Origin of the sequence: Streptomyces sp. MNU76 (assembly GCF_020982545.1) — a bacterium.
GTDB lineage: Bacteria > Actinomycetota > Actinomycetes > Streptomycetales > Streptomycetaceae > Streptomyces.
In genome coordinates this window covers 168046-194777 of the sequence record NZ_JAJKLK010000021.1, presented here as the reverse complement: position 1 = coordinate 194777, position 26732 = coordinate 168046, and the positions used below count along the sequence as shown (strand labels likewise).

Genomic DNA, 26732 nt, shown 5'->3' with positions numbered 1-26732 from the left:
ACCCGGAGACCGTCGACTCAGTCCGACAGCCTGGCCCTCGCCAACTGCCGCGACTGGGCGACCAGTCGGTCCGCGCTGTCCCAGACCTCGGCGTCCTCCTCCAGGAAGCCCCCGGCGAGGTTGCGGGTGGTGATGGCGACCCGGAGCGGTCCCGGCGCCGGGCGGCACCGGATGTGCGCGGTCAGCTCGACCGTCGGCACCCAGCCCTTCAGACCCATCTCGAAGGCGGTCGGCGGCAGCGCGTCCACCGCGAGGAGCAGGGAGAACGGGTCGGCGTCACGGCCGTCGGCGAGCCCGAACCAGGACCGCATCTCACCCTTGCCGGAGGGTGCGCCCAGGGCCCAGCCCAGCGTCGCCGGGTCGAGCTTCAGGAACAGCCTGTCGGCGATGGCGGAGCCGCCGGGGACGGGGCCGGGAGCGTCCTGGGGGCCGAAGCACTGCTCGATCGGCGGGATCGCGGGCGGCTTCGCCGTCGTCCGGACGTCGTCCGGGAGGGAGTCCAGGTCGCCGTAGGAGGCGAGGACGCGTATCCGCTCGATCTCGCGGCCCTCGTCGTCGTACTGGAAGAGGGAGGCCTGGCCGGTCGACAGGGTCCGGCCGGTGCGGACGACGTCCGTGCGGACGACCGCGGGGCCGGGCTGGGACGCGGTCAGGTAGTACGCGGAGATCGTGAACGGGTCGTCGTGCGGGAGCGCGTCGGCGAGGGCGCGTCCGAGGACGGCCAGGAGATAGCCGCCGTTGACGGCGCCGATGATCGTCCAGCCGGCGGAGAGGTCGATGTCGTAGACGCCGGGGACCCGCCGGGTGACCGCGGTGTCCCGGTCGAACTCGCTGTCGCCGACGGTGGCCTGTACGGAAGCTGCTTCGGGCATGGATGAACCGTACAACAGCTCATTACTAAGCGGTAGCTTTATGCTGTGGGGTGGCCTCGCCCCTTACGCCTCGGCCCTTACGCCTCCCCCTCCACGGCCGACGACCGCCGGTTCCACGCCCTCGGGGCCCGCCAGTGGTAGCGCATCGCCAGCAGGCGCAGCACGAACGCCGCGATCGCGGCGAGGGCGGAGGTGAGCGGGGTGAGGGCGTCGAGCTCGATGCACAGGACCACCGTCGCGGCACCGACCATCGCGGGCACGGCGTACAGGTCGCGGTCCCAGCGCAGCAGGGAGGGCACTTCGTTGGCGAGGACGTCCCGCAGCACACCGCCGCCGACGGCCGTGGCGAGGCCGAGGGCGGCGGAGGCGGTCAGGCCGAGGCCGTAGTCGTACGCCTTCGTCGTGCCCGCGACACAGAAGAGGCCGAGTCCGGCCGCGTCGAAGACGTTCACGCCGGTCTGGATGCGCTCCACGTGCGGATGGAGGAAGAAGACGAGGAGGGCGGCGAGCAGCGGGGTGAGGAAGTAGCCGAGGTCGGTGAAGGCGGCCGGCGGTACGGCGCCGATGATCAGGTCGCGGAACAGCCCGCCGCCGAGCGCGGTGACCTCGGCGAGGACGGCGATGCCGAAGATGTCGAAGTTCTTGCGGACGGCCAGCAGTGCGCCGGAGATGGCGAAGACGAAGATGCCGATCAGGTCGAGAGGGTATGGGGACACCCGTACATTCTGCCCCGCAAACAGGTGTGCGCCTTGCAATGCAAGGCGCACACCGTCTGGCGTCAGTCTTTACCGGGTTCCTCGGACGCCGCGGGCTCTTCCGGGCCCGCCGGCGCCTCAGGCTCCTCGGGCGTCTCGGGCGTCTCGGGCTCCTCCGGCGTCTCCGTCTTCTTCACCGTGTCCGGTACCAGCTCGCCGGCCTCCTTCGCGGCCGTCAGCAGGACGACGTCCTGCTGCTGCTGGTCCTCGAAGTTCTCCGGGTGGTGGCAGGCGACCCGCTGACCGGGCTTCAGCTCGGCGAGCGGCGGCTCGGTGGTCTTGCAGACCTGTGTCGCCTTCCAGCACCGGGTGTGGAAGCGGCAGCCGCTCGGCGGCGCGATCGGCGAGGGCACATCGCCCTTGAGCAGGATGCGCTCGCTCTTGGCGCCCCGGCGCGACGGGTCCGGGATCGGCACGGCCGACAGCAGCGCCTTGGTGTACGGGTGCATCGGCGCCGCGTAGAGCGAGTCCCGGTCGGCCAGCTCGACGATCTTGCCGAGGTACATCACCGCGATGCGGTCGGAGACGTGCCGGACGACGGAGAGGTCGTGCGCGATGATCACGTACGTCAGGCCGAGTTCGTCCTGGAGGTCGTCCATCAGGTTGACGACCTGGGCCTGGATCGAGACGTCGAGCGCGGAGACCGGCTCGTCCGCGACGACCATCCGGGGCTTCAGGGCGAGCGCGCGGGCGATGCCGATGCGCTGGCGCTGACCGCCGGAGAACTCGTGCGGGTAGCGGTTGTAGTGCTCCGGGCTCAGGCCCACCAGCTCCAGGAGGCGCTGGACCTCCTTCTTCACCCCGCCCTCGGGCTCCACGCCCTGGAGCTTGAAGGGCGCCGAGACGATGGTGCCGATGGTGTGCCGGGGGTTCAGCGAGCCGTACGGGTCCTGGAAGATCATCTGGATGTCGCGGCGCAGCGGGCGCATCCCGGCGGTCTTCAGGTGCGTGATGTCCGTGCCGTCGAACTCGATCTTCCCGCCGGAGGGTTCGAGCAGACGGGTGATGAGCCGGCCCATGGTCGACTTGCCGCAGCCGGACTCGCCGACGACGCCGAGGGTCTCGCCCCGGCGGACCTCGAAGTCGATGCCGTCGACGGCCTTGACCGCCCCGACCTGCCGCTGGAGCAGGCCCTTCTTGATGGGGAAGTGCTTGACCAGGCCCTCGACCCTGAGCAGCGGTTTCTCGTCGGCGTCGGCGCGCGGGGCCGGCACGGCGGCCCGGGTCTCAGTCTCGCTCACAGCTTCGGCGCAATCTCTTCGGTCCAGATCCGCGTACGGTCCTCCTGCGACAGGTGGCAGGCGGTGAAGTGGCGGCCGCCGACCTCGCGCAGCTCGGGGCGCTCGGTGCGGGTGATGTTGTCCTTGGGGACGTCCGCGTAGGGGCAGCGCGGGTTGAAGGCGCAGCCCGAGGGGACGTTGATGAGGCTCGGCGGCTGGCCCTTGACCGGGATGAGCCGGTCGGTCTGCGCGCGGTCGATGCGCGGCATCGAACCGAGCAGGCCCCAGGTGTAGGGGTGCTGGGGCTGGTGGAAGATGTGGTCGACCGGGCCGCGCTCCACGCAACGGCCGCCGTACATCACCAGGATGTCGTCGGCGATCTCGGCGACCACGCCGAGGTCGTGCGTGATGATGATGACCGCGGAGCCGAACTCCTTCTGCAGGTCCCGGATCAGGTCGAGGATCTGCGCCTGCACGGTCACGTCGAGCGCGGTGGTGGGCTCGTCGGCGATCAGCAGTTCCGGGTTGTTGACCAGGGCCATGGCGATCATGGCGCGCTGGCGCATACCGCCGGAGAACTCGTGCGGGTAGCCGTCGACCCGCTTGTGGGGCTCCGGGATGCCGACGCGGTCGAGGAGTTCGATGGCGCGCTTGCGGGCGACCTTCTTGCTGACGTCGTGGTGGACGCGGTACGCCTCCACGATCTGGCTGCCGACCTTGTAGTACGGGTGCATCGCGGACAGCGGGTCCTGGAAGATCATCGCCATGTCGCGGCCGCGCAGCCGGCGTACCTCGTCGGGGCTCGCCCCGACGAGTTCCTTGCCGTCGAGCCAGATCTCGCCGGACATCCGCACGTTCTTGCCGCGCGCGCCGAGCCGGTGCAACCCCATGATCGCCAGCGAGGTGACCGACTTGCCGGAGCCGGACTCGCCCACGATGCCGAGGGTCTTGCCCTTCTCCAGCTGGAAGGAGAGGCCATCGACGGACTTGACCACGCCGTCGTCGGTGGGGAAGTGCACCTTGAGGTCGCGCACTTCGAGGAACGCCTCGGGGGCGTCCCCGGCACGTGCGGGCTCGCCGACGGCGGCCCCGGTCTTGGACAGTTCGGTCACGAGAGCCTCACCCGCGGGTCGATCGTGGCGTACAGCAGGTCCACCACAAGGTTCATGAAGACGACGAAGAACGCCGCGAGCAGGGTCACCCCGAGGATCGGGGGCAGGTCGTTGGCGCTGATCGACTGGACCGCGTACTCACCGATGCCGTGCAGGGAGAACACGCTCTCGGTGATGAGGGCACCGCCCAGCAGCAGACCGACGTCCATGCCGAAGACGGTCACCAGCGGGGTCAGCGCGGCCCGCAGACCGTGCTTGACGACCACGTTGCGCTCGCGCAGGCCCTTGGCCCGCGCGGTGCGGATGTAGTCCTCGTTCATCGTCTCCAGCATGCCCGAGCGGGTGAGCCGGGCGTAGATGGCCGAGTAGAGGAGCGCCAGCGAACACCACGGCAGGAAGAGGGTGTTGGCCCACTGCGAGGGGTTCTCGGTGAAGGGGACGTACGTTCTGCCGAAGATCTCCAGCTGGTAGCTGAACAGCAGCAGGGCCAGCTGACCGGTGAAGAACATGGGCAGGGAGACGCCCGCGAGCGCCACACCCATCGCGGAGCGGTCGAAGATCGACCCGGGCTTCAGGGCCGAGATGACACCGGCCGTGATGCCACCGAGCAACCACAGCACGGCGGCGCCGGAAGCGAGGGAGATGGTCACCGGAAGGCGGCTGGTGAGCTGCGGCCAGACCTCCAGGTGGTCCTTGAACGAGTAGCCGAAGCAGGGCGCGTCGCAGCGGACCGTGGTGGGACCGAGGTCGTACGTGGCACCGGAGACGATGCCCTTGATGAAGTTCCAGTACTGCTCGTAGACCGGCAGGTCCAGACCCAGGTTCCGCTTGACCGCCGCGATGTCCTCGGGCGTGGGGTTCTTGCCGATGTACTGCTGTGCCAGCTGGTCGACCGTCTGCCCGGCGAGCTTCGGCAGGATGAAGAAGATGCCGAAGGTGACCGCGGTGACGACGAGCAGCAGGATCACCGCCGCGATCGTCCGGCGGATGATGTACGAGATCACGAGGACCGGCGCCGGCGCCCGCGGGTGTGCTCACCCGCGGGCGCCAATGCCTTCACCTGCCTTCCGGGGCTACTTCTTTTCCTTGGCACCGATGTTGAGGTAGTCGTACTGACCGCTGAAGGCCGAGGACGACACCAGGTTGGTGGCGTACGGCGAGCGGTACAGCAGGACCTTGAAGTAGGTCAGCGGCACGATGGCGGCCTGCTCCATGACCTTCTTGTCGACCTCGGTGTACGCGGCGGTGCGGGCGGCCTCGTCGGTGTTGCCGATCGCCTCGTCGAGCAGCTTGTTGATCGCCGGGTCGTCCAGCTCGGAGAGGTTGGTGTTACCGGACTCGCCGATGGCCTTGCCGTGCACGATCTGCTGCAGGAAGCCGTAGCCGGTGGGCCAGTCGGCACCCCACTGCATCATGATCAGGCCGATGTCGTTCTTCTTGTTGAACGCGGGCACGCCCGCGTAGTCCGAGAAGTACTTGCCCGACGGGTACTGCTTGATGTCGGCCTCGATGCCGACCTTCTTCAGCGCCTCGACGATCGCGGTGGCCGCGTCGACCTCGCCCTGACGGTCGGTACGGGCGGAGATGGAGGTCTTGAAGCCGCCCTCCTTGCCACAGGCCTTCAGGTGCTCCTTGGCCTTGGTGACGTCACCCTTGTTGTCCGCAGTGGCGTACGTGTCGGCCTTCTCGTAGCCCGTGACGTCGGTCGGCAGCACGGTGGAGGCGATGTCGCCGCGGATCGGGCCGCCCATCGCGGTCTGCACGGCGACCTTGTCGATCGCGTACTGGACGGCCTTGCGGCACTCGACGTTGTCGAAGGGCGCGACCTTGGTGTTGATCGCCGTGTAGACGAGACGGCCGCCGAGCGCGTTGTCGGTGTTGGCCAGCTCGTCCTTGTTCTTGAGGACCTGGGCCTGGGTCTGGGCGTCGACACCGGTGCCCTGGATGTCGATCATGGTGTCGCCGGCCATCACGTCCTTGTCGATGGTGGCCTTGTTGACCTTCAGGTTCACCACGATCTTGTCCGGGTACTGCTTGCGCAGCGGGTCCGTCTTGGCGTCCCACTCGGGGTTGCGGACGAGGACTATCTGCTTGCCCTCGTCGTACTTCTCGAACTTGTACGAGCCGGTGGAGACGACCTTCTTGGTGTAGTCGACGCCGGTGTCCTTGGCCTTCGGCACCGGAGCCGTCTGCGGCATGCTCGCCAGGTAGTCGAAGTCGGCGAAGGGCTTGTTGAGCTTGAAGACGATGGTGTTGTCGTCCGGCGTCTCGAGGGAGGAGATGCCCGCCTCGTTCTTGTCCTCGTACGGGCCCTTGTACTTGTCCCCGCCTTCCAGCAGCTGCTGGAAGTAGTTGGGGCCGGAGGAGAGCACGTCGCGCGCGAAGTTCGAGCGCTCGACCGCGTACTTGACGTCCTTCGAGGTGACGACGGTGCCGTCCTCGAACTTGACGCCCTGGCGGATCTTGTACGTCCAGGTCTTGCCGCCGTCGCTGGGCGTGCCCGCGCTCTCCGCCAGGTCGGGAACGAGCTCGTTGCCCTTCTCGCCGGGGCCGGGCTTGAACGTCATCAGAGGACGCGCGTAGAGGCGGCTGAAGTTGAAGCCGTACGCGTAGTACATGTTGCCCGGGTCGAGGGACTCGGGGGCGTCGGTGCTGGCGTAGGTGACCGTGCCGCCCTTCTCCGTCGACTCGTTCACGACACCCTTGGTCGCGGCGTTGGCGCCGGCGCCCTTGGGGGCGTCGTCCGTGCCGTCATCCGCCTTGCTGCAGGCGGACAGAAGCAGTCCGGCGGCGCTCGCAACCGCGACCGCGGCCATTGCTGACCTTCGCATGATGGTCGGTTTCCCCTTCGTAGTTGGACAGTTGTGTGGGACGACAGACCGCAGACGTCAGCGGCTGCGGGGGTCGAGGGCGTCCCGGAGGCCGTCACCGAGAAGGTTGAAGGCCAGCACCGTGATGAAGATCGCGAGGCCGGGAACGATCATGTATTGCGGGTCGACCTCGAAGAAGTCGACCGCCTGGTTGAGCATGCCGCCCCAGGAGGCCTGCGGCGGCTGGATCCCGACCCCGAGGAAGCTGAGCGACGCCTCGAAGATGATGTTGGTCGGGATCAGCAGGGTCGAGTAGACGATGATCGGCGCGACGAGGTTCGGCAGCAGTTCCTTGAACAGGACGTACGGGCCGCCCGCTCCCATCCCGCGCGAGGCGTCGATGAACTCCCGCTCGCGCAGCGCCAGGGTCTGACCGCGCACGATGCGCCCCATGTACGGCCAGTTGAAGAAACCGATCACGAAGATCAGCACCGTGATGTGCAGCGGCAGCCCTTCGAGGCCGAAGGCGCCGCCCTGCAGCGTCGCGGAGATGGCGATGGCGAACAGCAGCAGCGGGAACGCCAGGAAGGTGTCCATCAGCCGGCTCACGATCGTGTCGACCCGGCCGCCGTAGTAGCCGGCGACCAGTCCGAGCACCACGCCGATGGCGTTGGACAGCATCGTCGCACCGAAGGCCACCACCAGGGAGACCCAGGAGCCCTCCAGGATGCGGGCGAGGATGTCACGGCCGAACTTCGGCTCGACGCCGAGCGGGTGGTCCAAGCTCATCCCGCCGAAGTCACCTTTGGGGAGGGAGGTGTTGGGGTCGATCAGGTCCTGGTTGAAGGCGTTGGGGTCGAGCCCGAGCATCGACTGCAGGGGCCGGGAGAGGGCCGCGATCAGGATCAGCAGGACGACGATGATGCCGCCGGCGACCGCCACCTTGTCGCGCTTGAAGCGGGTCCAGGCGATCTGGCCGAGCGAACGGCCCTCGATCTTCTTCGCCTCGACACCTTCCAGCACGGCTTCGGGCTGAGCGTCGGTCTGCGCCCCAGTGGTCTCGATCGGTGCGGTCACAGTGACCCGACCCTCCTCGCCGGTGGTAACCGGCCTTCACCCGCCGTGGATTACGGCTTTGTCGACTTTCCATCGATCACGGGATCCGTCGATCCCGCATCTGACTGGGGGAGTCTTCAACGTCGTCGCGATCACCCGCCAGATCTGGCGGGGAAAGTATGCACAACCGTGATGCGGCGCCGGGGATTCCGTTATCCGAACACGGGGTAGCGCCTCTCGAACGAGAGACAGTCGGGGCATACGGGGTGAATCGCCGGAATCCATGGCCATCCGCAGCCCTCTACGCGCGAAGAGTGCGTCAGGGAGAAGATCGCGTCTCATAGACCGGAGAGCGCATCCGCGTCACCCCGGGTGCACGCCGGACCCCGACAAACCGCCCCGACCTTCATTTGTGCAAACTCGCGGGCGCTTCGCGGGCTCGGTCAAGTGTGCGAACGATGCCCCCGGCGGGCCCTGCACGCCGGAGCCGTGAGGGCGGTCGGGGCGCCGGAGCGCGCGGTGAACACAGAAGAGCACAGCTGTGGGAAGCGGTGCGTGAGCGAAGAGCACTCACTCTCGGCGGAGGCCCGGGAGCGTCAGTACGAGGGCGGGGCCGGGTAGCCGTACCCGGCGGCCGGGGCCTGGGCGGGGGCCGCGGCGTGGGCCTCGCGGTCGTAGAAGGGGCGGGCGCCCGCGCGCAGCCACATGGCGACCGGGTCGTACTCGTCGGACATCGCGACGGTGGAGACGGGCAGGCCGTCCGGGACCGCGCCGACGGACTGCTGCATCATCGCCCGCACCGAGTCGACGGCCGGCGGCGAGGTGTCGTACACGTCGAGGCCGATGGCCAGGTACGGCGCGCCGAGCGCGGGCTGCACCCAGGCGCGGCGCAGCGAGCGCACGGCGGGCGTGCGGTGGGCGTTCTGTGTCAGCAGGGCGTAGAACTGCGGGATCTCGATGGCCGGTTCGGACAGTCTGAGGGGGCCGGCGGGCTGCCGCTCCAGGCCGGTCGCGATCCGGCGCAGATCGAGCCAGGGGATGCCGACGCCGCCGCCCGGCGCGTGCGGGTTGAGCCAGAGGCCGTAGTGGTCGGGGTAGAGGGTGCGGGCCACGTCGAGGCCGTCGACCACCTCGTAACTGCGGTTCCAGCCACTGGCGGAGAGTTCCTGGGCGGAGGTCACGCACGGGGCGTAGTTGAACCCGTCGACCTCCATGTTCCCGTACTGGGCGTCCGGGGAGCCCGCCTGGCCGTGCCAGAGCAGCATCCAGATCTGGCCGGAGGACGGGGTGGCGACGGCACGCAGCAGTGCCTCGTAGGCGTCGTAACGCCCCGGTGTCACCTGGCGCAGCATGTGCTCGACGTTGCCGCTGCCGCTCACGTTGGCCGCCCTTCGGTGTTGGACCTTGGTTTTGGGAACAGCTTAGGTGGTGTGCTGGTCGAGCCGATCAGGGCTGGGGGGTTGTCGTGCGTCGCGGGGTGCGGGCTCGTTGTGGCTGGTCGCGCCCACACGGCGGAGCCGCATATGGACGCAGTCCCGCGCCCCTTCAGGGCGCCGGTCAGTACCCCTGCTGATAGAAGGGCCGTACCTTTTCGCGGAGCCAGTCGCCCACCGGGTCCTGGGCCACGTCCAGGAAGACCATGTTGACCGGCCAGGGGACGGGGGCCTTGGTGAGGACCCGGCCGAGGGCGGCGAGGGGGAGGGAGCGGTCCGCCTCCCAGGAGACCAGTTCGACGCCGATGAACATCACGGGGTCGGCGGTCTCGACGGTGGCGAGGCAGCGGCGGGCGGAGAGGACGACTCCGGTGCCGGCGAACTCGGCGGAGGCCGCGGCCAGGAAGTCCACCGGGTCGTCCTGCCAGTCCGGTTCGAAGAGGCGGACCCGCGCACCGCTCGCCGTTCCGTCCAGCGAGGTCCGGCCGGCCCGGCACAGCTCGGCCACGGCGGGCGGCGGCAGCGGGATGCCCACGACTCCGTCGGGGTTGAGGGCGAGCCCGACCTGCGGGGGCAGACCCCGCGCGAACTCGACGGCCGGGGCGATCGTGTACGACATGTGGTTGCCGACGACCTGCCGGAACTGTTCCTCGGAGCTGAAGACCGGCACATACGCCTGCCCGTCGAACTCCATGGTCGGCAGGTCGAGCTGACCGCTCTGCGGGCCGCCGCCCTCCGGCAGCGGCACCCACACGAAGCTGCGGGCCAGCACTTCCACGATCCGCGCCCCGGCCTGGGGCACCCCGAGCGAGGCGGACAACACCTCCTCCAGCTCGTTGCCGGGCCATCCGCCGTGCCCATGGGGATACGCCTGTGCCGGAAAGTCCGCCGGGAAGTCCATCTGCTGCCTACCGCTTTGCTCCGTGATGCTGTTGTCCCTGCACCTTAATTGCTCCCGGGGCGGGGGCGCGCCCCTCAGGAGCGCGGGAAGTCGATCCGCTTCAGGACATCGGCGGCGGCCCGGTCGATGAGGACGGCCGCCCCGCACCCCTTGGGCAGTCTCCCCTTCTCCACCGCCCGCAGCAGCCGGGTCATCGCCCCCCGGTGCCGGGCGAACGCGTACCGGGAGACGCCCCGGCCCCGCTCCCGCTGCCCGTCCCGGGCCTCGCCGGGAGTGACGTCGAGCAACAGCAGGTGCAGCGTGCCGCCCCGGCGGCGGGCCTCGCGCGCGAGCCAGTTGCGCACCCACGCCTGTGCCCCGCAGTCGTGCACGACCACGCCCTCCCCCGAGCGGAGGGCGCGTCGCAGCGCGGCGTAGTGCGCGAGGCGCACGAAGGGGCGGTAGACGGCGTACGGCAGATGGCGGGCGAAGCGGTCGTCGAAGCGGTCGCGCGTGTCCTGGGAATCGATGCGGGTGCCGGGCACGGTCCGCCGCATCAGGGTCGACTTGCCGCTGCCGGGGAGCCCGGTGACGACCACCAGGTCGTCCGGCCCGAAGGACAGCTCGTGGGGACTGCGCCCGGACCGCCCCCGGAGGTCGCGGACGACCGCCCTCGGGAACGGGCCGCAGGCCGCACCGGCCGGTGCGATGGGCTGCTTGGGCATCGCGACACCCGAGGTCGTCGCGTACGCCCTGGTCCTGTTCACCGTGATCGTCCTCCCCGGGGGTATGGGCGTCCCATCCCCACAGACCGTAAAGAAAAGGTAATGCCCGATCCCTCCTGGTTCAGTCCTCGTATGGCCACAAGAGTGCTACGGACCGCTGTGTCCGGCTCCCCTCCGTCGCCTCCCACCTCTCGAAGCTCCCCCTGCCGCCCCGCGTCGATGCGTGCAATGATGTCCGCGCCAACTGCATACCGGCCGCTTGAATCCGCGCGGGAGAGCTCCCAGCAGTCGATCGCTGGGGCGCCGAAGGAGCAAGTACCTCCCTTGAATCTCTCAGGCCCAGATACCGCGCGGGCGAGGCACATCTGAAAAGCGGGCCGTACCTCTCTTTTTGGGGGCCGGCTCCACCCACGGTGCAAGTCACGACCACCGGTACGTACGGTCGTGGTGAACCTCTCAGGTTCCGATGACAGATGGGGAGGACTTTCCCTCGCCTGTCGCCTGTCTTGCACTGGGAGCAGAATCCGATGAGCAGCAGCTCCACCACTGAACCGCGCCGTACCGCGCTCGACGCCCTGCACCGCTCGCTCGGCGCGACGATGACCGACTTCGCCGGCTGGGACATGCCCCTGCGCTACGGCTCCGAGCGGGACGAGCACCTCGCCGTCCGCACGAAGGCCGGCCTCTTCGACCTCTCCCACATGGGCGAGATCACGGTGACCGGACCGCAGGCCGCGGCCCTCCTGAACCACGCCCTCGTGGGCAACATCGGCAGCGTCGGCGTCGGCCGCGCCCGCTACACCATGATCTGCCGCGAGGACGGCGGCATCCTCGACGACCTGATCGTCTACCGGCTGGGCGAGACCGAGTACCTGGTCGTGGCGAACGCCTCCAACGCCCAGGTGGTGCTGGACTCGCTCGTGGAGCGTTCCGCCGGCTTCGACGCCGAGGTGCGCGACGACCGCGACGCCTACGCGCTGCTGGCCGTACAGGGCCCCGAGTCGCCCGGCATCCTGGCCTCCCTCACCGACGCCGACCTCGACGGCCTGAAGTACTACGCGGGGCTGCCCGGCACGGTCGCCGGAGTGCCCGCGCTGATCGCCCGCACCGGCTACACCGGCGAGGACGGCTTCGAGCTGTTCGTGAAGCCGGAGCACGCGGTCGAGCTGTGGCAGGCGCTGACGAAGGCGGGCGAGGGCGTCGGCCTGGTGCCGTGCGGGCTGTCCTGCCGGGACACGCTCCGTCTGGAGGCGGGCATGCCGCTGTACGGGCATGAGCTGTCGACCGCGCTGACGCCCTTCGACGCCGGGCTCGGGCGGGTCGTGAAGTTCGAGAAGGAGGGCGACTTCGTCGGGCGCGCGGCCCTCGCCGAGGCCGCCGAGCGCGCCGTCTCCGCCCCGCCGCGCGTCCTCGTCGGGCTGGTCGCCGAGGGCCGCCGGGTGCCGCGCGCCGGCTACCCGGTCGTCGCCGACGGCCAGGTGATCGGCGAGGTCACCTCCGGCGCCCCCTCCCCCACGCTGGGCAAGCCGATCGCGATGGCGTACGTCGACGCCGCGCACTCCACGCCGGGTACGGCCGGTGTGGGCGTGGACATCCGGGGCAGCCACGAGCCGTACGAGGTCGTGGCGCTGCCCTTCTACAAGCGCCAGAAGTAGACACTGGGCGCGCGGCCGCCCGGCCCGAGCGTGACACTGGGCACCTTCGCGCTGCTCAACAGCGGTTTCAGCAGTCCCCCCTTCATCACCACACCCTCGCGTACAGGAGAATTCAGGCCATGAGCAACCCCCAGCAGCTGCGCTACAGCAAGGAGCACGAGTGGCTGTCGGTCGCCGAGGACGGCGTCTCGACGGTCGGCATCACGGAGTTCGCGGCGAACGCGCTCGGCGATGTCGTCTACGCCCAGCTCCCCGAGGTGGGCTCCACGGTGACCGCGGGCGAGACCTGTGGCGAACTGGAGTCCACGAAGTCGGTCAGCGACCTGTACTCGCCGGTCTCGGGTGAGATCACCGAGATCAACGAGGACGTCGTGAGCGACCCGTCGCTGGTGAACACCGCCCCCTTCGAGGGCGGGTGGCTGTTCAAGGTACGCGTCGCGGAGGAGCCGGACGATCTGCTCTCCGCCGACGAGTACGTAGCCCACACCGCCGGCTGAGAAGACGAGGTCGTACGCATGTCGCTTCTGAACACGCCCCTGCACGAGTTGGACCCGGACGTCGCCGCCGCCCTCGACGCCGAGCTGCACCGTCAGCAGTCCACCCTGGAGATGATCGCCTCGGAGAACTTCGCTCCGGTGGCGGTCATGGAGGCGCAGGGTTCGGTCCTGACCAACAAGTACGCCGAGGGCTACCCGGGCCGCCGCTACTACGGCGGCTGTGAGCATGTCGACGTCGCCGAGCAGATCGCCATCGACCGGGTGAAGGAGCTGTTCGGCGCCGAGTACGCCAACGTGCAGCCCCACTCGGGCGCCTCGGCCAACCAGGCGGCCCTGTTCGCCCTGGCCCAGCCCGGCGACACCATCCTCGGGCTGGACCTGGCGCACGGTGGCCACCTCACCCACGGCATGCGGCTGAACTTCTCGGGCAAGCAGTTCGAGGTCGTCGCCTACCACGTGGACACCGCGACCGGCCTGGTCGACATGGCGGAGCTGGAGCGCCTCGCCAAGGAGCACCGGCCCAAGGTGATCATCGCGGGCTGGTCGGCGTACCCGCGTCAGCTGGACTTCGCGGAGTTCCGCCGGATCGCCGACGAGGTCGGCGCCCATCTGTGGGTGGACATGGCGCACTTCGCGGGTCTGGTCGCGGCCGGGCTGCACCCCAACCCGGTGCCCTACGCCGACGTGGTCACCTCCACGACCCACAAGACGCTCGGCGGGCCGCGCGGCGGCATCATCCTGGCGAAGAAGGAGTTCGCGAAGAAGCTGAACTCCTCGGTGTTCCCCGGTTTCCAGGGCGGTCCGCTGGAGCACGTCATCGCGGCGAAGGCGGTGTCCTTCAAGGTCGCCGCGAGCGAGGAGTTCAAGGAGCGGCAGCGGCGCACGGTCGAGGGCGCGCGGATCCTCGCGGAGCGGCTGACGGCACCGGACGCCCGCGAGGCCGGTGTCGACGTGCTCTCCGGCGGCACCGACGTGCACCTGATCCTGGTCGACCTGCGCAATGCGGAGCTGGACGGACAGCAGGCCGAGGACCGCCTCCACGAGGTCGGCATCACCGTCAACCGCAACGCGGTCCCGGGCGACCCGCGTCCTCCGATGGTCACCTCCGGCCTGCGCATCGGCACGCCCGCCCTGGCCACCCGCGGCTTCACCGCCGAGGACTTCACCGAGGTCGCCGACGTCATCGCCGAGACGCTCAAGCCGGCCTACGACGCCGAGGCGCTCAAGACCCGGGTCAAGGCACTCGCCGACAAGCACCCGCTGTACCCGGGGCTGGGGAAGTAACCCGGGCTTCACCGGCCCGTAGTCCCGCTTTTCCGGGGCACCGCGCACACTGGGAAGTGAGCGCGGTGCCCCACCCCCTGCACAACCCTCCCCCGTTCTGAGGAGTCACCGTGGCCATCTCGGTCTTCGACCTGTTCTCGATCGGCATCGGCCCGTCCAGCTCCCACACGGTCGGCCCGATGCGGGCCGCCCGGATGTTCGCCCGCCGGCTGCGCAACGAGGAACTGCTCGCGGGCGTCGCCTCCGTACGCGTCGAGCTGTACGGCTCGCTGGGCGCGACCGGTCACGGCCACGGCACCCCCAAGGCCGTGCTGCTGGGACTGGAGGGCGCCTCACCGCGCACGGTGGACGTCGAGTCGGCCGACGACCGCGTGGAGGCGATCAAGGCATCGGGTCGCATCCGTCTCCTCGGCGACCACGAGATCCCGTTCGCCTTCGACGAGGACCTCGTCCTGCACCGGCGCGAGACGCTGCCCTACCACGCCAACGGCATGACGATCTGGGCCCACGGCACCGACGGCGCCGAACTCCTGTCCAAGACCTACTACTCGGTGGGCGGCGGTTTCGTCGTCGACGAGGAGGCGGTCGGGGCGGACCGGATCAAGCTCGACGACACGGCCCTGAAGTATCCCTTCCGCACGGGCGACGAACTGCTGCGCCTGACCCGGGAGACGGGCCTGTCCATCTCCGCGCTGATGCTGGAGAACGAACGGGCCTGGCGCACGGAGGAGGAGATCCGCTCCGGGCTTTTGGACATCTGGGGGGTGATGCAGGCCTGTGTCTCCCGCGGCATGACCCGTGAGGGGATCCTCCCGGGCGGTCTGAAGGTCCGCCGCCGTGCGGCCGTCTCCGCCCGCCAACTGCGCGCCGAGGGCGACCCGTTGGCCCACGCCATGGAGTGGATCACGCTCTACGCGATGGCCGTGAACGAGGAGAACGCCGCCGGGGGCCGGGTCGTCACCGCGCCGACGAACGGCGCGGCCGGCATCATCCCCGCCGTCCTCCACTACTACATCAACTTCGTGCCCGGCGCGGACGAGGACGGCGTCGTGCGCTTCCTGCTCGCGGCCGGCGCCATCGGCATGCTCTTCAAGGAGAACGCCTCCATCTCCGGCGCCGAGGTCGGCTGCCAGGGCGAGGTCGGCTCCGCCTGCTCCATGGCGGCGGGCGCGCTGGCGGAGGTGCTGGGCGGCTCCCCCGAACAGGTCGAGAACGCCGCCGAGATCGGCATGGAGCACAACCTCGGCCTCACCTGCGACCCCGTCGGCGGCCTCGTCCAGATCCCCTGCATCGAACGCAACGGCATGGCGGCGGTGAAGGCCGTCACCGCCGCGCGTATGGCGATGCGGGGCGACGGCACCCACAAGGTGTCCCTCGACAAGGTCATCAAGACGATGAAGGAAACCGGCGCCGACATGAGCGTGAAGTACAAGGAGACGGCGCGGGGCGGGCTCGCGGTGAACATCATCGAGTGCTGAGGAAAAGGCCCTGCCCAGCGCGTTCGCATCTTTGCAGTTGCGGCTCGGCCCGGAACCCGTCGCCCAACACGCGGCCGTTCAACCGCCGAACAGCCCGGACTCCTCATGCGGGTCCGCCGGCCGGGGCGGTCGGCCGGTCCCCCGCGCTGCAGATCGGGAGTCACTCTCCGTGGTAGAGGCGGGGCAGGTCGATCAGTTGAATCGTGGGGTCGCTCTTTGCCAGGTGATGCAGCTCATCGGTGAAGCCCGTGCCGCTGAAGCAGTAGAGCCTCGTTGCCTCGGTAGCCGTGCCGTTCTTGATCAGGAGGGAACGGATGTGCCGGAGGCGTTCCAGGTGGCTGGCTCCCATCACCTCACTCCACTTCGCTTCGCCGATGGCGAGCAGCACCTGTCGACCCTCTTGGCTCTCGCCGTGGACTGCGACGTCGACCTCGTGACTGGTCCTGACAGCCGGGTCGTTGACAGTTCCGCCGGCGACGCGTGTGACGTGTCCTCCCTGAGTCTCGGGTGCCGCATGCCAGCGGGCCCATTCCCGGCAGACCTGCTCGAAGTGCGGACCGACGACTTTGCTGCGGAAGGTGGACCGGGTCCGGCGCCATACGTCGGACGCCCGCCCGGGGCGTTCCAGATCGCCCCAGGCCGGGCGCATGACCGCGTGGTAGAAGGTGACGAGCGGTTCGGCGATGCGGTAGGCGGAGCGGTTACGGCGAAAGGCATCGGCTTCGTGGGTGATCATGCCGACGTCCTGCAGAACGCTCAACGGGTGAGCGAGGTCGGTGGACTTGCGTCCCAGGTAGTCGGCGATGCCGCCACGAGCGGCGTTACCGGCGGCGATGGCTGCCAGTACCGAGTGGTACAACGCGGTGTCGTGAAGCTCAGGCTCCTCGGCGAGAAGGTAGCGGGCTTCTCGGAAAAGCGGACGCGCCGGGTTGAGGACGGCTCGGACGACCCAGTCGTCGAAGTCGTCCGGCCCGGCCGGGGTGTCGCCCTGGGTGAACTCACGGCGGTAGGCGGGCGTGCCGCCGACGATGGCATTGGTCAGCAGCGCGGTGCGCGGGTCGTCGATCTGCCAGAATTCGGCCGCGAGCCGGAAGTCCAGGGTCGGGACCACGAGTTCGAGGCCGGCTCGGCCACGCAGCGGAGCGTTACCGGACAGCAACCGGCCCATGAACGACAGTGCGGAGCCGCACAGCAGCAGGCGCACGGGAGTGTTGGTGTGCTGGGCAGCAGGGTCCAGAGCACGCTGGATGATCGAAGGCAGGGAGGGAGACGCCTTGGCGAGGAAGGGGAACTCGTCGATGACCGCCACGGTGGGGCCGCCCGCGTCGGCGATGCGCATGAGTTCCGCGACCGCCTCGTCCCAGTGCGCGAAGCGGAACGGAGTGGACTGCCCGCGATAACGGGCCAGTGCCTCACCGAACTGACGCAGGGCGTCGGCCTCGGTGGTCTCGGTGGCGGTGAACATGAAGCCGCCACTGGCACGAGCGACGGCGTCGAGCAGGAAGGTCTTGCCCTGTCGGCGGCGACCGGAGACCACGCCCAGCGTGGCCCTCGGGCCCGGCAGGGTGGCGAACCGAGTCAGCTCGACCCATTCGAAGACACGGTCGAACATCTCGGCGGGCTTGTCCACAGCACCAGCTCCTACGTATGGGTGCAGTTATTATAGCTAGACCTATACGTCACCTCGATCCGCCGCACCGCCTCCGGACCTCGCGAGACGAACGGACCTCGCGAGACGAACACTCGTGCCACTGCTTCCGGGCGATGTGCGCATTGAGGGATTCCGGCTCGTTTCAACGGACGCCAGCAGACGGAAGCGACGCCATGTTTCTCTATGGCTTCACTTCGTCCGCAACGTCTTCTCGGTGATCCCGAAGGGAGCTGCGGAGATGGTCGCCACGACGATCCGCACGCTCTTCGCCCAGCCCACCGCCGAAGCGGTCCGGGTCCACCTTGACACCGTCGCGGACATGCTCGGCGAGCAGTTCCCCAAGGTCAAAGAGATGCTTCTCGACGCGAAGGAGGACCTGACCGCTACATCACGCCAAGGGACGCCGTCCGCGAGACGACCACGGCCACCGGCCGCGCCGACTACGCCCTGTACGTGGAACGCAAGCTCGTCGGCGTGATCGAGGCCAAGCGGGAGGGCGCCGACCTGACCACCGCCGAGGCGCAGGCCGACCGCTGCGCCGACCACCCCACCGAGGCACAGCTGCGCCTGATCGCCTGGCGCACCCCTCTGCCCTTCCGCTATGTCTCGGACGGCGGCGAGACGCGGTTCCGCAACACACTCGACCCCGACTCGCGCAGCAGGCGGATCTTCTCCTTCCACCAGCCCCGCACCCTGGCGCGCTGGATCCGCCAGGCCGATCAGGCCCCCCAGGCGCCCTCCTACCGGGCCCGACTGCGCCTGCGCATGCCCGAGCTGGACGAACGCCCGCTGCGCCCCGCGCAGATCAAGCCGGTGCTCGGCGTGGAGAAGTCCGTCGCCCTGGGCAAGGGCCAGCAGGGCACGGGCCAGTCCCGCTCCCTGGTCCAGATGGCGACCGGCGCGGGCAAGACATACACGGCGGTCACGTTCTCGTACCGGATGCTCAAGTACGCGCAGGCCGAGCGGGTCCTCTTCCTGGTGGACCGCAACAACCGGGGTCCCTGACCGTTCGGCGCGGATGCCCGTCACTGCCTGCGGAGAGTCCGCGCGCGCGTTCAGCTCCCAGTCCGGCTCCGTGCCGTCGAGGGCCCAGCCCGTGTACATCGCCGCCGGGTTCTCGATGATGCCGAGGTCCGGCAGGGGCGTGCGCAGCCATGCGTCGAAGCCGTCCCGCGACATCGGTATCCGGGTCGCGAGCATGAACGAACGAGCGCCCATCGGGTGCCTCCTCGGGGCGACGGCTGCGGCGGTGCACCGCACCCTGGCCGCGGCCGTCCGCGCCGATCGTTCCTGCCGCGTCCGCGTGGTGAAGCTCCGTAGCGGGTTACGTGGTTCCACGTACGGGGCTGGTGCGGGCCTCGCGGCCGGTGAGGCCCGAGAGGGCCAGGGCGCCCGGGCCGGCGAAGACCAGCAGGAGGAAGCCCCAACAGAAGAGGACGGGGGCGAGGCCGCCGTTCTGGAGGGGGAAGAGGCCGTCCTTCTGGTGTTCCGTGAAGTAGGCGAAGGCCATGATGCCCGAGCTGAGGAACGCGGCGCCGCGCGTCGCCACGCCGAGGAGGATCAGGACGCCGCAGGTCAGTTCGATGACTCCGGCGTACCAGAAGGGCCAGTCGCCGACCGGGCTCGCCTTGCGGTCCAGGATGCCGAAGACCGTGGCCGCGCCCTCGCTGGTGAACAGCAGGCCCAGGACGATGCGGAACAGGCCCAGGACGAGGGGCTGACGTTCCGTCAGCCAGTCGTTCAGGCGGGGCGGGCTGCTCATGGGTACTCCTTGGATGTGTCGGCTACGCGTGGGTGCTCCCGGTTTTCCTACGCATCCGCCCGCCGTCCGGTTCACGGAATCGGGCGCGGACTTTCGACGGACATCGGCGCCGACTTCGGTGCGGGCACGGCGCGGGCGCGGTGCGGGCGCGGCGCGGCCTTCGGACGGCGGGACGGGGCGAATGTTCCGGGGCGTATCAGGGGGCCTCCCCGGTGTCGGTGAGGGCCGCGCCGAGTTCCGATCTGCGGCGGATGCCCAGCTTGCGGTAGGTGCTGGTCAGATGGGTCTCGACGGTGCGGCGGGCCAGGTGGAGGAGCTGCCCTATCTCGGTGTTCGTGCGGTTCTGGGCGGCGAGTTCGGCGATACGGCGCTCGCCGGCGGTCAGGGCAGAGGGGCCGGTGAGCGGCGTCGCCGTGCGGCGGGCACCGCCCTCGCGCAGCGCCGACTCCGCGAGGGCGCGCATGCGGTGGGCGCCGAGGCGCTCGGCGCGTTCGGCCGCCTCCCGGAACGCGTCCCGGGCCCGCCCCGCTCCCCGACGGCGACGAGCCCTCGCCCCTGCGCCACGAGCGCCGGTATCAACTCCACGTCGACGGGCGCGAACGAGTCCGGCGGCGTCCCTCGCAGGCCGCCCGCGGCCACCGATCCACCGCCGTCCGCCGTGGCCCGGCCACGGGCCCACGGCGCGGAACCGTTTCCGTCCGGCGACACCGCCCCGCGACCGTACGCCGCGCCGTGCCGGTCTCCGACCGGCGGCACCGCCTCGGCCGTGGTCGGCGAGGGGGGCCGTTCCACGTGCGGGGCGACGGGCTTCCTCGTTCGCGGGTCAGGGGTGCGTGCCGCGTCCGCCCGCGCCGCGGTCCACCGCCCACCCGCGGTGACGGCCCGTCCGAAGCCGGATGGGTCCGTCGCCGGTCCGCCACCCGGCGCCTCCGCTGCCGGTCGGCCGCCGCCCGGTGTCTCGGGCGTTGCCCAGCCGGTGATCGACGACAACGTGGACGTCCCGTCCGTCGGGCGGTCGGACACTGCTCGCAGCGGGCCCCCGCCCAGTGCCCAGCCGCGCGTCGCCGTCACCCTCGCGGGCGGGCCGCCCGCCGCTGTGACGCTCCACGAGGTCGCGCCTGCGCGCGAGGCCTCGGCACCCCACCGCAGCGGGCCGCCACCCGACGCGTCGGCACCCCACAGCGCCGGCCCGTGGTGGGCGGCGGCGGTCTCCGGCGGCGCGGCCGTGGCCCCGGGCTCCCCGGGGCCCTCCGTGCCGTGGCGGAGGAGGTGCACCGCCCGGTCGGCCAGGTGGAGGCCCCGGTGGCCCCGGGTGGCCGTGGCGAGCGTGGTGAGGGCGCGGCCGACCACTCGGGGCGTGTTCCAGACGGTGGCCAGGGAGAGTTCCTCTTCGGCCAGGGCCAGGGCCTCGTGGGGGCGGCCGAGGGCGAGGTGGCACTCGGCGGCGGCGGTGCGCCAGGGGGTGACGACCGGGCTCGCCACGTCCCGTGCCGCCTGGCGGCGGCCGCACTCCAGGAAGTCGTCCAGGGCGGCCGCCGGGTCGCCGGTGGCGGCGCGAAGGAGTCCACGGGCGTAGAGGAAGCGGTTCAACTCCCAGGTGTCGTGGGCGTTCTGGAGGTCGAAGGCGTCGGCCAGGCGCGCGGCCTCGTCCGTGCGGTCGGTCTCCACGAGGGCGATGACCGCGTGGGCCAGCGCGTTGGCGGACTCGGAGCGGCCCGCGACCGCGCGCCTGACCTCGGGGTCTGCGAGGACCTCCGCGTGGGCGCCGCGCGCGGCGGTGATGTCGACGCGGACGTTGCGCAGGGCCAGGTGCATGGGGTGCAGCAGGGAGGTCCGCCGGCCGCCGAGGCCCCGCCGGACCAGCCGTTCGGCCTCGTCGAGCTGGTCGGCCCACTGGGCGACCGCGGCGGCCGTGCCCAGCAGGAAGACCTCGTCCGTGGGGTCGACCGGCTGGGCGAGCAGGGCCCGGACGCGGTCCATCGCGGCGGCCGCCGAGGTCAGGCCGGCGGTGGCCTCGTAGCGCACCAGGAGCGCCTGCCCCGGGGTGCCGACCAGGTGGGGGGAGGCCTCGGCGGTCTCGCGCAGCCGGCGGTAGACCTCCTGCCGTACGCCCTGGTCGTGGTCGGAGAGCAGCGCCGAGGCGGTCTGGACCGTGCGGATCAGGTCCGGATGGTCCGTCAGGTGCTCGTCGTGCAGCCCGCGCAGCACGTCGACGGCGGCGCGGGCCTCGCCGCGTCGGGCCAGGGCGGTGCCGAGCGCGACGGCCGCCCGGACGCGCTCGTGGGGCGGGCCCGGCTGGCGCATCGCCTCGACGAGCCGGGGAATGCCCGCGCCGGACCGTACGGTGGCGTACTCCAGGGAGCCCAGTTCGGTGAGGACCACGGTGCGGCGGGCGGGCGGCATCGGTTCGTCGAGGGCGCGGCGCAGGAGGGCGACGGCGTCGTCGCTGCGGTCGTCGCGGACGGCGAGGTCGGCGGCGTCGAGCAGGGCGACAGCCGCCCAGGTCTCGCCCACGGGGCCGCAGCGCAGCAGTTGGCCGGCGACGGCCGCGGCGCTGTCACCGCGGTGCAGCAGCGCCTCGGCGGCCCGGCGGTGGGCGGCCTGCCGGTCGGCGCCGGCCCAGCCGCCGAGCACGGCGTCCCGCAGCAGCGGGTGGGCGTAGCGCGGCCGGCCCTCGGTGTCGGGGCTCAGCAGGCCGAGGCCGGTCATGGCGGTGAGCCAGCCGGGGACGCGGGCGGGGTCGACGCCGGCCGTGCGGGCGAGCAGGTCGGCGTCGATCGGCACGGGGGTGCCCTCGCCGGCGGGCGAGGGGGCGTTCTCGTCATCCGGTGCGCAGGTGCGAGCGTCACCCGGTGCGCGGGCGTGCGTGTCGTCCAGCGCGGCGAGTGCGCGGGCGACCTCGACGGTCGCGGGCCCGGCGCTGTCCAGCCACCAGGACACCGCGGCGGCGTAGTTGCCCGGGTAGAGCGCCGCGCAGGTGTCCGGAAGGGCAGCCTCGAAGGCCCCGGGGTCGGTGTCGCGGAGGTCGGACAGCAGGGCGCGCAGCCACAGCGGGTTGCCCGCGCCCGCGCGTAAGCAGGCGTCGACCCGTTCCGGCGGGGCACCGGCGTGGACGCTGCGGACCAGTCGCGCCGCGGCGTCGGGGCTCAGCGGGGCAAGGGTGTGGGTGTGCACGAGGGCGGGCGAGAGGGCGTGCGCGAGACCGTCCGCCGGGGGGTCGATGTCGTACTGGCCGCGCTCGGTGGCCACCAGGAGGACCGGCAGCCGGTCGATGCGGCGGACGGCCTCGACGAGCCAGCGGCGGGAGGCGGGGTCGGCGAAGTGGACGTCGTCCACGGCGACGAGGAGGGGGGACTCGGCCGCGTAGGACCGCAGCAGGCGCCACAGCCGGGCGGGCCTGCCCCGGTGCGGCGGGGTACCCGGCGGGTCCGGCGCCTCGCCCGCGGCCTGGTCGAACTCCGGCCCGTGGGAGAGGAGTTGGAAGACGGTGTCGAACGGTACGGAGGTGTGCTCGGGCGAGCAGCGGGCCCGCAGGACCCGCATGCCGTTCGCCGCCGCGTGCTCGGCCGCGGACTCCAGGAGCGCGGTGCGGCCGGTGCCGGTGGCACCCCGGAGCAGCACCAGGCGACCCGAGCCGTTTCGGGCACGGGTTGCCTCCGCGGTCAGCAGCTCCATGGCCTCACGGCGTTCGAGAAGCGGTTCCGGCGGGCACATCGCTGTCTCCTTCGTGGAAGGTGGTTTTCCGCTTCCGTAGACGGGGCAGGGCCCGTCGGGGTGCACCGTTCGCGGACGGTCGGCGTGAAAACGCCGTGGCCGGTCCCGCGGCCCCTCCCGCGGTGGTCCCGTGGTCCCTCCCGCGGTGATCTCGTGGTGCATCTCGTGGTCCTCCACGATTGCGCAGCGCACACGACACACAGAAGTGTGAATCGAGCCCATCGGCCACTCCCCTCACGGGAGCGGCGATTTCGTGCATACGGGAGAAACGGTTGCGCAGCACATTCCGGACCACGGACCCGGCGACGGCCCTGGCCGCGGCCACCGTCACGTCGGAGTCCCAGGAGACCCGGCGCCGCATCCCGGTCGTGGTCCACACCCTCGACCCGCTCTCCCGCGCCGGCGTGCTCAGCCAGCTGCGGGGGCACCCGGTGATCGACCTCGTGGACGACACCGAGGTACGGCCGGGCACCGTGGCCGTGCTCGTCGGGGACACCCCGGACGAGCCGCTGCTGTCCACGCTGCGCCGGCTGGTGCGCAGCGAGGGGGCACGGGCCGTGCTGGTGGTGAGCACGATCCGCGAGACGGAGCTGCTCGATGTCATCGAGTGCGGGGTCGGGGCCATCGTGTGGCGGCAGGAGGCGACCTCGCACCGGCTGGCGCAGGCGGTGCTCGCGGCCTCGCGCGGGGACGGCGATCTGCCCGCCGATCTGCTCGGCCGGCTGATCAACCAGGTGGGGACGTTGCAGCGTTCGGTGGCCGGGCGCACCGGGGCGCCCCTGTCGGGCCTGGTACCGAGGGAGATCGACGTCCTACGGCTGGTGGCCGAGGGGATGGACACCGGCGAGATCGCGAGCAAGCTCTCCTACTCCGAACGCACCGTCAAGAACGTGATGCACGGGCTCACCACCCGGCTGCACTTGCGCAACCGGGCGCACGCGGTGGCCTATGCCCTCCGTGAAGGCTACATCTGATCGAACGGGCAACCGAACCCGGCCAGTTGGGCACCGCACTCTGCCCGCCGGTTGTCCCCGGCGCGTCTACGGAGATGCCCCCGCGCCGGGGAGGATCGACGGACAGGCATCCGACACAGCAGGAGCACAGGAGCACGACCGTGATCCACGAGGTGGACGAGGTCCTCAAGGGACTGATCGGCGGTGGTGCCCTGGCCGGCTCCGGCATCGACGTCTCCTTCGAGGCCCCGACCCGCGACTGGGCGGCCCGGCGCAACGCGCCCGCCGTCAACACCTATCTGTACGACATCCGTGAGGACGTCTCGCGCCGCCAGCGCGGTCACATGCCGGTCCGCGACGAGCGCGACATCGTCGTGCGCCGCCGTCGGCCGCCCCGCTGGTTTCGGCTGTCGTACCTGGTGACGGCCTGGACGAAGCAGCCCCAGGACGAGCACCGGCTGCTCTCCGCGGTGCTGGCCAACCTGCTGTGCCGGGAGCTGCTGCCCGCGGACGAACTCCCGGGCGCGCTCGGCGCGCTGGGCCTGACCCTGCCGATCTCGGTGGCCGGGCTGCACACCGAGTCCCGGTCCCTCGCCGAGATCTGGTCCGCGCTGGGCGGCGAGCTGAAGCCGTCCCTCGACCTCGTGGTGACCGCGCCGTTCCCGGCGTTCCCCGAGTACGACGCCGGTCCCCCGGTCACCGAGGGCGCGGCGATCCGGGTGCGCGGCATCGACGGCGGCCCGGAGGACTCGGAGGAACGCGCGCACCGGCCGGGGCAGTTGGCGTCCGCGCCGATCACCGGGGAGCGGCGGCGGTGACCGTGCGCGTCGCCCGGGACACCGATGCCCTCCTGTTCCGGCTCGCCCGACTGCGCGAGCGCGTGGCCGAGTTGGTGGCCGAGCGCGGTGCCGGTGATCCGACGGCGAGCGATCCGCTGCGTGGGCTGTACCTGTCCGAGGAGGGCGTACGGCATCTGCTGGAGCCGTCCGCGCGGCCGGACGCGTCCGTGTTCGCCGACGCGCGACCGGAACCGGAAGAAGGGCCGGATCCGGAACCTGGCCGGGAACCCCCCGCCGACGGTCCGCTGGAGCGGCTCGCGGGGCGGCTGGGGCTGACCGAGCTGGACACGCGGATCCTGCTCATCGCCCTGGCGCCCGATCTGGACCGCTCCTACGAGCAGTTGTACGGGTACCTGAACGACGACGTGAGCAGACGCCGGGCCACGGTCGGGCTCGCGCTCGATCTGTGCGGACTGCCCGTGCACCTCGCGCGGGCGCGGGCCAGATTCAGTCCCTCGGCGCCGCTGAGCGCGCTCGGGCTGCTGACCGTCGAGGACCCCGAACGCCCCTTCCTCGGGCGGGGCTTGCGGGTGCCGGACCGGCTGGTCGCGCATCTGCTCGGCGACGACACGCTGGACGCGTCGCTCGTCGGCCATGTCCGTCCGCTCGCGTCGCCGTCGGCGGTGGCCGCGCCCTCGTCCGCGGAGGACGGCGGGTTCACGGCCCGGCTGGCCGCCCGGCTCGCCGCCGCTCCGCTCACCGTGCACCTGCGGGAGCGCCGCGAGGGCGACGGTCTGCTGCGCGCCGGAGCCGCCCTGCAAGCGGCCGGCACGCGGGCGCTGCACTTCACACCCCCGGCGGCCGAGGACGAGCTCTCCGCGCTCCTGCCCCGCCTGCTGCGCGAGGCCCGGCTGCGCGGGTGCGCGGTCGTGGTGTCGCCGTTGCCGGAGAAGCCGGGGCCGTTGTTCCGGGCGCTCACGGCGGCCGATGTGACCGTGCTGTTCGCGGGGCCGCAGCCGTACGACCCGCAGTGGTGCGACCGTGATCCGCTGGTCCTGGATGTGCCCCGGCCGCCCGCGGGCGCGGTGGACGCCTGGGCGGCGGCGCTCGGCGCCGGGGCGGACGGGCCGGGGTTCGACCTGGCCGCCACGGTCGCCCCGTACCGGCTCGGCGGTGACCGGATCGAGCGGGCGGCCCGCGCGGCCGTGGACCTCGCGGCGTTCGACGGCAGCGAGGTGACCGCGGCCCATCTGCGGCTCGCGGCCCGTCTGCAGTCCGCCTCCGGTCTGGAGCGGCACGCCCGCCGGATCCGGCCCGACGTCGGCTGGGACGACCTGGTGCTGCCCGACAAGCCCCTCGCCCAGCTGCGGGAACTCGCTCTGCGCGCCCGGCATCGCGACCGGGTGCTCGGCGACTGGCGGCTGAGCGCCGGGGGCGGCCGGGGACGGGGGGTGCTCGGGCTGTTCGCGGGCGATTCGGGCACCGGGAAGACACTGTCGGCTGAGGTCGTGGCGGCCGAACTCGGCCTGGACCTCTATGTCGTGCAGCTCTCCTCGGTGGTCGACAAGTACGTCGGCGAGACCGAGAAGAACCTGGAACGGATCTTCACCGAGGCCGACCGCACCGACGCCGTGCTGCTCTTCGACGAGGCGGACGCCGTGTTCGGCAAGCGCTCGGAGGTCAAGGACTCCCACGACAAGTACGCCAACATGGAGAGCGCCTATCTGCTCCAGCGGCTGGAGTCCTTCGACGGGATCGCCCTGCTGACCACGAATCTGCGGGCCAACATCGACGAGGCGTTCACCCGGCGGCTGGATCTGGTGGTCGACTTCCCGTTCCCCGACACCGCCCAGCGGCTGGCCCTGTGGCGGCACAGCCTGGCGGCCGTGCCCCGCGCCGACGACACGGATCCGGCGGCGGTCGCCCGCGACTTCGAGCTGGCCGGCGGGTCCATCCGCAGCGCGGTGGTCACCGCCGCCTACGCCGCCGCCGGACGCGGCGGGCCCGTCACCTCCGCCGACCTGCGGGAGGGCGCGGAGCGCGAGTACCGCAAGGCCGGACGGCTGGTGCCGGGCGAGGGCAACTGGTAGCGGGGC

The 26732-nt window shown here is 71.1% G+C and carries 23 protein-coding genes and 1 riboswitch; of the genes, 9 read left to right on the top strand and 14 right to left on the bottom strand.

Features of this window, described 5'->3' with window-relative positions:
• Window positions 1-17 precede the first annotated feature (17 nt).
• The 10 genes from E4N62_RS33840 to E4N62_RS33795 all read right to left on the bottom strand — a co-directional run bounded on the left by E4N62_RS33840 (window position 18) and on the right by E4N62_RS33795 (window position 10911).
• A complete protein-coding gene (locus E4N62_RS33840) occupies window positions 18-872 on the bottom strand; it encodes a thioesterase family protein (protein ID WP_230220596.1) in 855 nt (284 codons plus the stop codon).
• A gap of 77 nt (window positions 873-949) precedes the next feature.
• On the bottom strand, window positions 950-1588 hold the full coding sequence (locus E4N62_RS33835) for a trimeric intracellular cation channel family protein (protein WP_230220594.1): 639 nt from the start codon (window positions 1586-1588) through the stop codon (window positions 950-952).
• 62 nt (window positions 1589-1650) lie between these two features.
• Complete coding sequence (locus tag E4N62_RS33830) at window positions 1651-2868, bottom strand: ABC transporter ATP-binding protein (protein ID WP_230220592.1); 1218 nt, start codon at window positions 2866-2868, stop codon at window positions 1651-1653.
• Window positions 2865-3959, bottom strand: a complete 1095-nt coding sequence (locus tag E4N62_RS33825) for an ABC transporter ATP-binding protein (protein ID WP_230220590.1) — start codon at window positions 3957-3959, stop codon at window positions 2865-2867. Before E4N62_RS33825 ends, E4N62_RS33830 begins: the two co-directional genes overlap by 4 nt.
• Window positions 3956-4963, bottom strand: coding sequence for an ABC transporter permease (locus E4N62_RS33820; RefSeq protein WP_230220588.1), 1008 nt, complete (start codon window positions 4961-4963; stop codon window positions 3956-3958). The genes E4N62_RS33825 and E4N62_RS33820 overlap by 4 nt, the downstream gene beginning before the upstream one ends.
• A 69-nt stretch (window positions 4964-5032) precedes the next feature.
• Window positions 5033-6790 (bottom strand): ABC transporter substrate-binding protein, encoded by a 1758-nt coding sequence (locus E4N62_RS33815; RefSeq protein ID WP_230220586.1) that lies wholly within the window; start codon window positions 6788-6790, stop codon window positions 5033-5035.
• 57 nt (window positions 6791-6847) lie between these two features.
• Window positions 6848-7846, bottom strand: a complete 999-nt coding sequence (locus tag E4N62_RS33810) for an ABC transporter permease (RefSeq protein WP_230220584.1) — start codon at window positions 7844-7846, stop codon at window positions 6848-6850.
• A 575-nt stretch (window positions 7847-8421) separates the two neighbouring features.
• A complete protein-coding gene (locus E4N62_RS33805; protein WP_230220956.1) occupies window positions 8422-9177 on the bottom strand; it encodes an enhanced serine sensitivity protein SseB C-terminal domain-containing protein in 756 nt (251 codons plus the stop codon).
• 205 nt (window positions 9178-9382) lie between these two features.
• The gene (locus E4N62_RS33800; protein WP_230220582.1) at window positions 9383-10159 is read right to left on the bottom strand and encodes an enhanced serine sensitivity protein SseB; all 777 of its coding nucleotides are present in this window, start codon (window positions 10157-10159) and stop codon (window positions 9383-9385) included.
• Window positions 10160-10233: 74 nt separating this feature from the next.
• Complete coding sequence (locus E4N62_RS33795) at window positions 10234-10911, bottom strand: AAA family ATPase (protein ID WP_374117136.1); 678 nt, start codon at window positions 10909-10911, stop codon at window positions 10234-10236.
• A gap of 212 nt (window positions 10912-11123) precedes the next feature.
• Window positions 11124-11222: riboswitch (glycine riboswitch) on the top strand.
• 168 nt (window positions 11223-11390) lie between these two features.
• Here E4N62_RS33795 and gcvT point away from each other — a divergent pair.
• The 4 genes from gcvT to E4N62_RS33775 all read left to right on the top strand — a co-directional run bounded on the left by gcvT (window position 11391) and on the right by E4N62_RS33775 (window position 15777).
• Complete coding sequence (gene gcvT, locus E4N62_RS33790) at window positions 11391-12518, top strand: glycine cleavage system aminomethyltransferase GcvT (protein ID WP_230220578.1); 1128 nt, start codon at window positions 11391-11393, stop codon at window positions 12516-12518.
• Between the two features lie 119 nt (window positions 12519-12637).
• Window positions 12638-13015, top strand: a complete 378-nt coding sequence (gene gcvH / locus E4N62_RS33785) for a glycine cleavage system protein GcvH (protein ID WP_045562486.1) — start codon at window positions 12638-12640, stop codon at window positions 13013-13015.
• A gap of 18 nt (window positions 13016-13033) precedes the next feature.
• Window positions 13034-14299: a serine hydroxymethyltransferase gene (glyA, locus tag E4N62_RS33780; RefSeq protein WP_230220576.1), complete on the top strand. Its 1266-nt coding sequence runs from the start codon at window positions 13034-13036 to the stop codon at window positions 14297-14299.
• A 110-nt stretch (window positions 14300-14409) separates the two neighbouring features.
• Complete coding sequence (locus E4N62_RS33775; protein WP_230220574.1) at window positions 14410-15777, top strand: L-serine ammonia-lyase; 1368 nt, start codon at window positions 14410-14412, stop codon at window positions 15775-15777.
• A gap of 160 nt (window positions 15778-15937) precedes the next feature.
• On the opposite strand, the gene E4N62_RS33770 is transcribed toward E4N62_RS33775, so the two are convergent.
• Window positions 15938-17389, bottom strand: coding sequence for an ATP-binding protein (locus E4N62_RS33770; RefSeq protein ID WP_230220954.1), 1452 nt, complete (start codon window positions 17387-17389; stop codon window positions 15938-15940).
• Between the two features lie 133 nt (window positions 17390-17522).
• Between E4N62_RS33770 and E4N62_RS49765 the strand changes: the two genes are divergently transcribed.
• Together E4N62_RS49765 and E4N62_RS33760 are read left to right on the top strand one after the other, a co-directional pair.
• On the top strand, window positions 17523-17906 hold the full coding sequence (locus E4N62_RS49765; protein ID WP_374117120.1) for a transposase: 384 nt from the start codon (window positions 17523-17525) through the stop codon (window positions 17904-17906).
• Window positions 17882-18433: a DEAD/DEAH box helicase family protein gene (locus E4N62_RS33760; protein ID WP_230220572.1), complete on the top strand. Its 552-nt coding sequence runs from the start codon at window positions 17882-17884 to the stop codon at window positions 18431-18433. Before E4N62_RS49765 ends, E4N62_RS33760 begins: the two co-directional genes overlap by 25 nt.
• Window positions 18434-18752: 319 nt before the next feature.
• Here the strand turns inward: E4N62_RS33760 and E4N62_RS33755 are convergent, their stop codons facing one another.
• The 3 genes from E4N62_RS33755 to E4N62_RS33745 all read right to left on the bottom strand — a co-directional run bounded on the left by E4N62_RS33755 (window position 18753) and on the right by E4N62_RS33745 (window position 22904).
• Window positions 18753-19190: a DoxX family protein gene (locus E4N62_RS33755; protein ID WP_230220570.1), complete on the bottom strand. Its 438-nt coding sequence runs from the start codon at window positions 19188-19190 to the stop codon at window positions 18753-18755.
• A gap of 196 nt (window positions 19191-19386) precedes the next feature.
• Complete coding sequence (locus E4N62_RS33750) at window positions 19387-19653, bottom strand: response regulator transcription factor (RefSeq protein WP_230220568.1); 267 nt, start codon at window positions 19651-19653, stop codon at window positions 19387-19389.
• Window positions 19572-22904, bottom strand: coding sequence for an AAA family ATPase (locus E4N62_RS33745; RefSeq protein WP_230220566.1), 3333 nt, complete (start codon window positions 22902-22904; stop codon window positions 19572-19574). Before E4N62_RS33745 ends, E4N62_RS33750 begins: the two co-directional genes overlap by 82 nt.
• Window positions 22905-23176: 272 nt before the next feature.
• Here E4N62_RS33745 and E4N62_RS33740 point away from each other — a divergent pair, with 272 nt between their 5' ends.
• The 3 genes from E4N62_RS33740 (at window position 23177) to E4N62_RS33730 (ending at window position 26726) form a co-directional block, all read left to right on the top strand.
• Window positions 23177-23878 (top strand): LuxR C-terminal-related transcriptional regulator, encoded by a 702-nt coding sequence (locus tag E4N62_RS33740; protein ID WP_374117119.1) that lies wholly within the window; start codon window positions 23177-23179, stop codon window positions 23876-23878.
• A gap of 140 nt (window positions 23879-24018) precedes the next feature.
• Complete coding sequence (locus E4N62_RS33735) at window positions 24019-24675, top strand: DUF4255 domain-containing protein (protein ID WP_230220564.1); 657 nt, start codon at window positions 24019-24021, stop codon at window positions 24673-24675.
• The gene (locus tag E4N62_RS33730) at window positions 24672-26726 is read left to right on the top strand and encodes an ATP-binding protein (protein WP_230220562.1); all 2055 of its coding nucleotides are present in this window, start codon (window positions 24672-24674) and stop codon (window positions 26724-26726) included. Before E4N62_RS33735 ends, E4N62_RS33730 begins: the two co-directional genes overlap by 4 nt.
• Window positions 26727-26732: the final 6 nt, after the last annotated feature.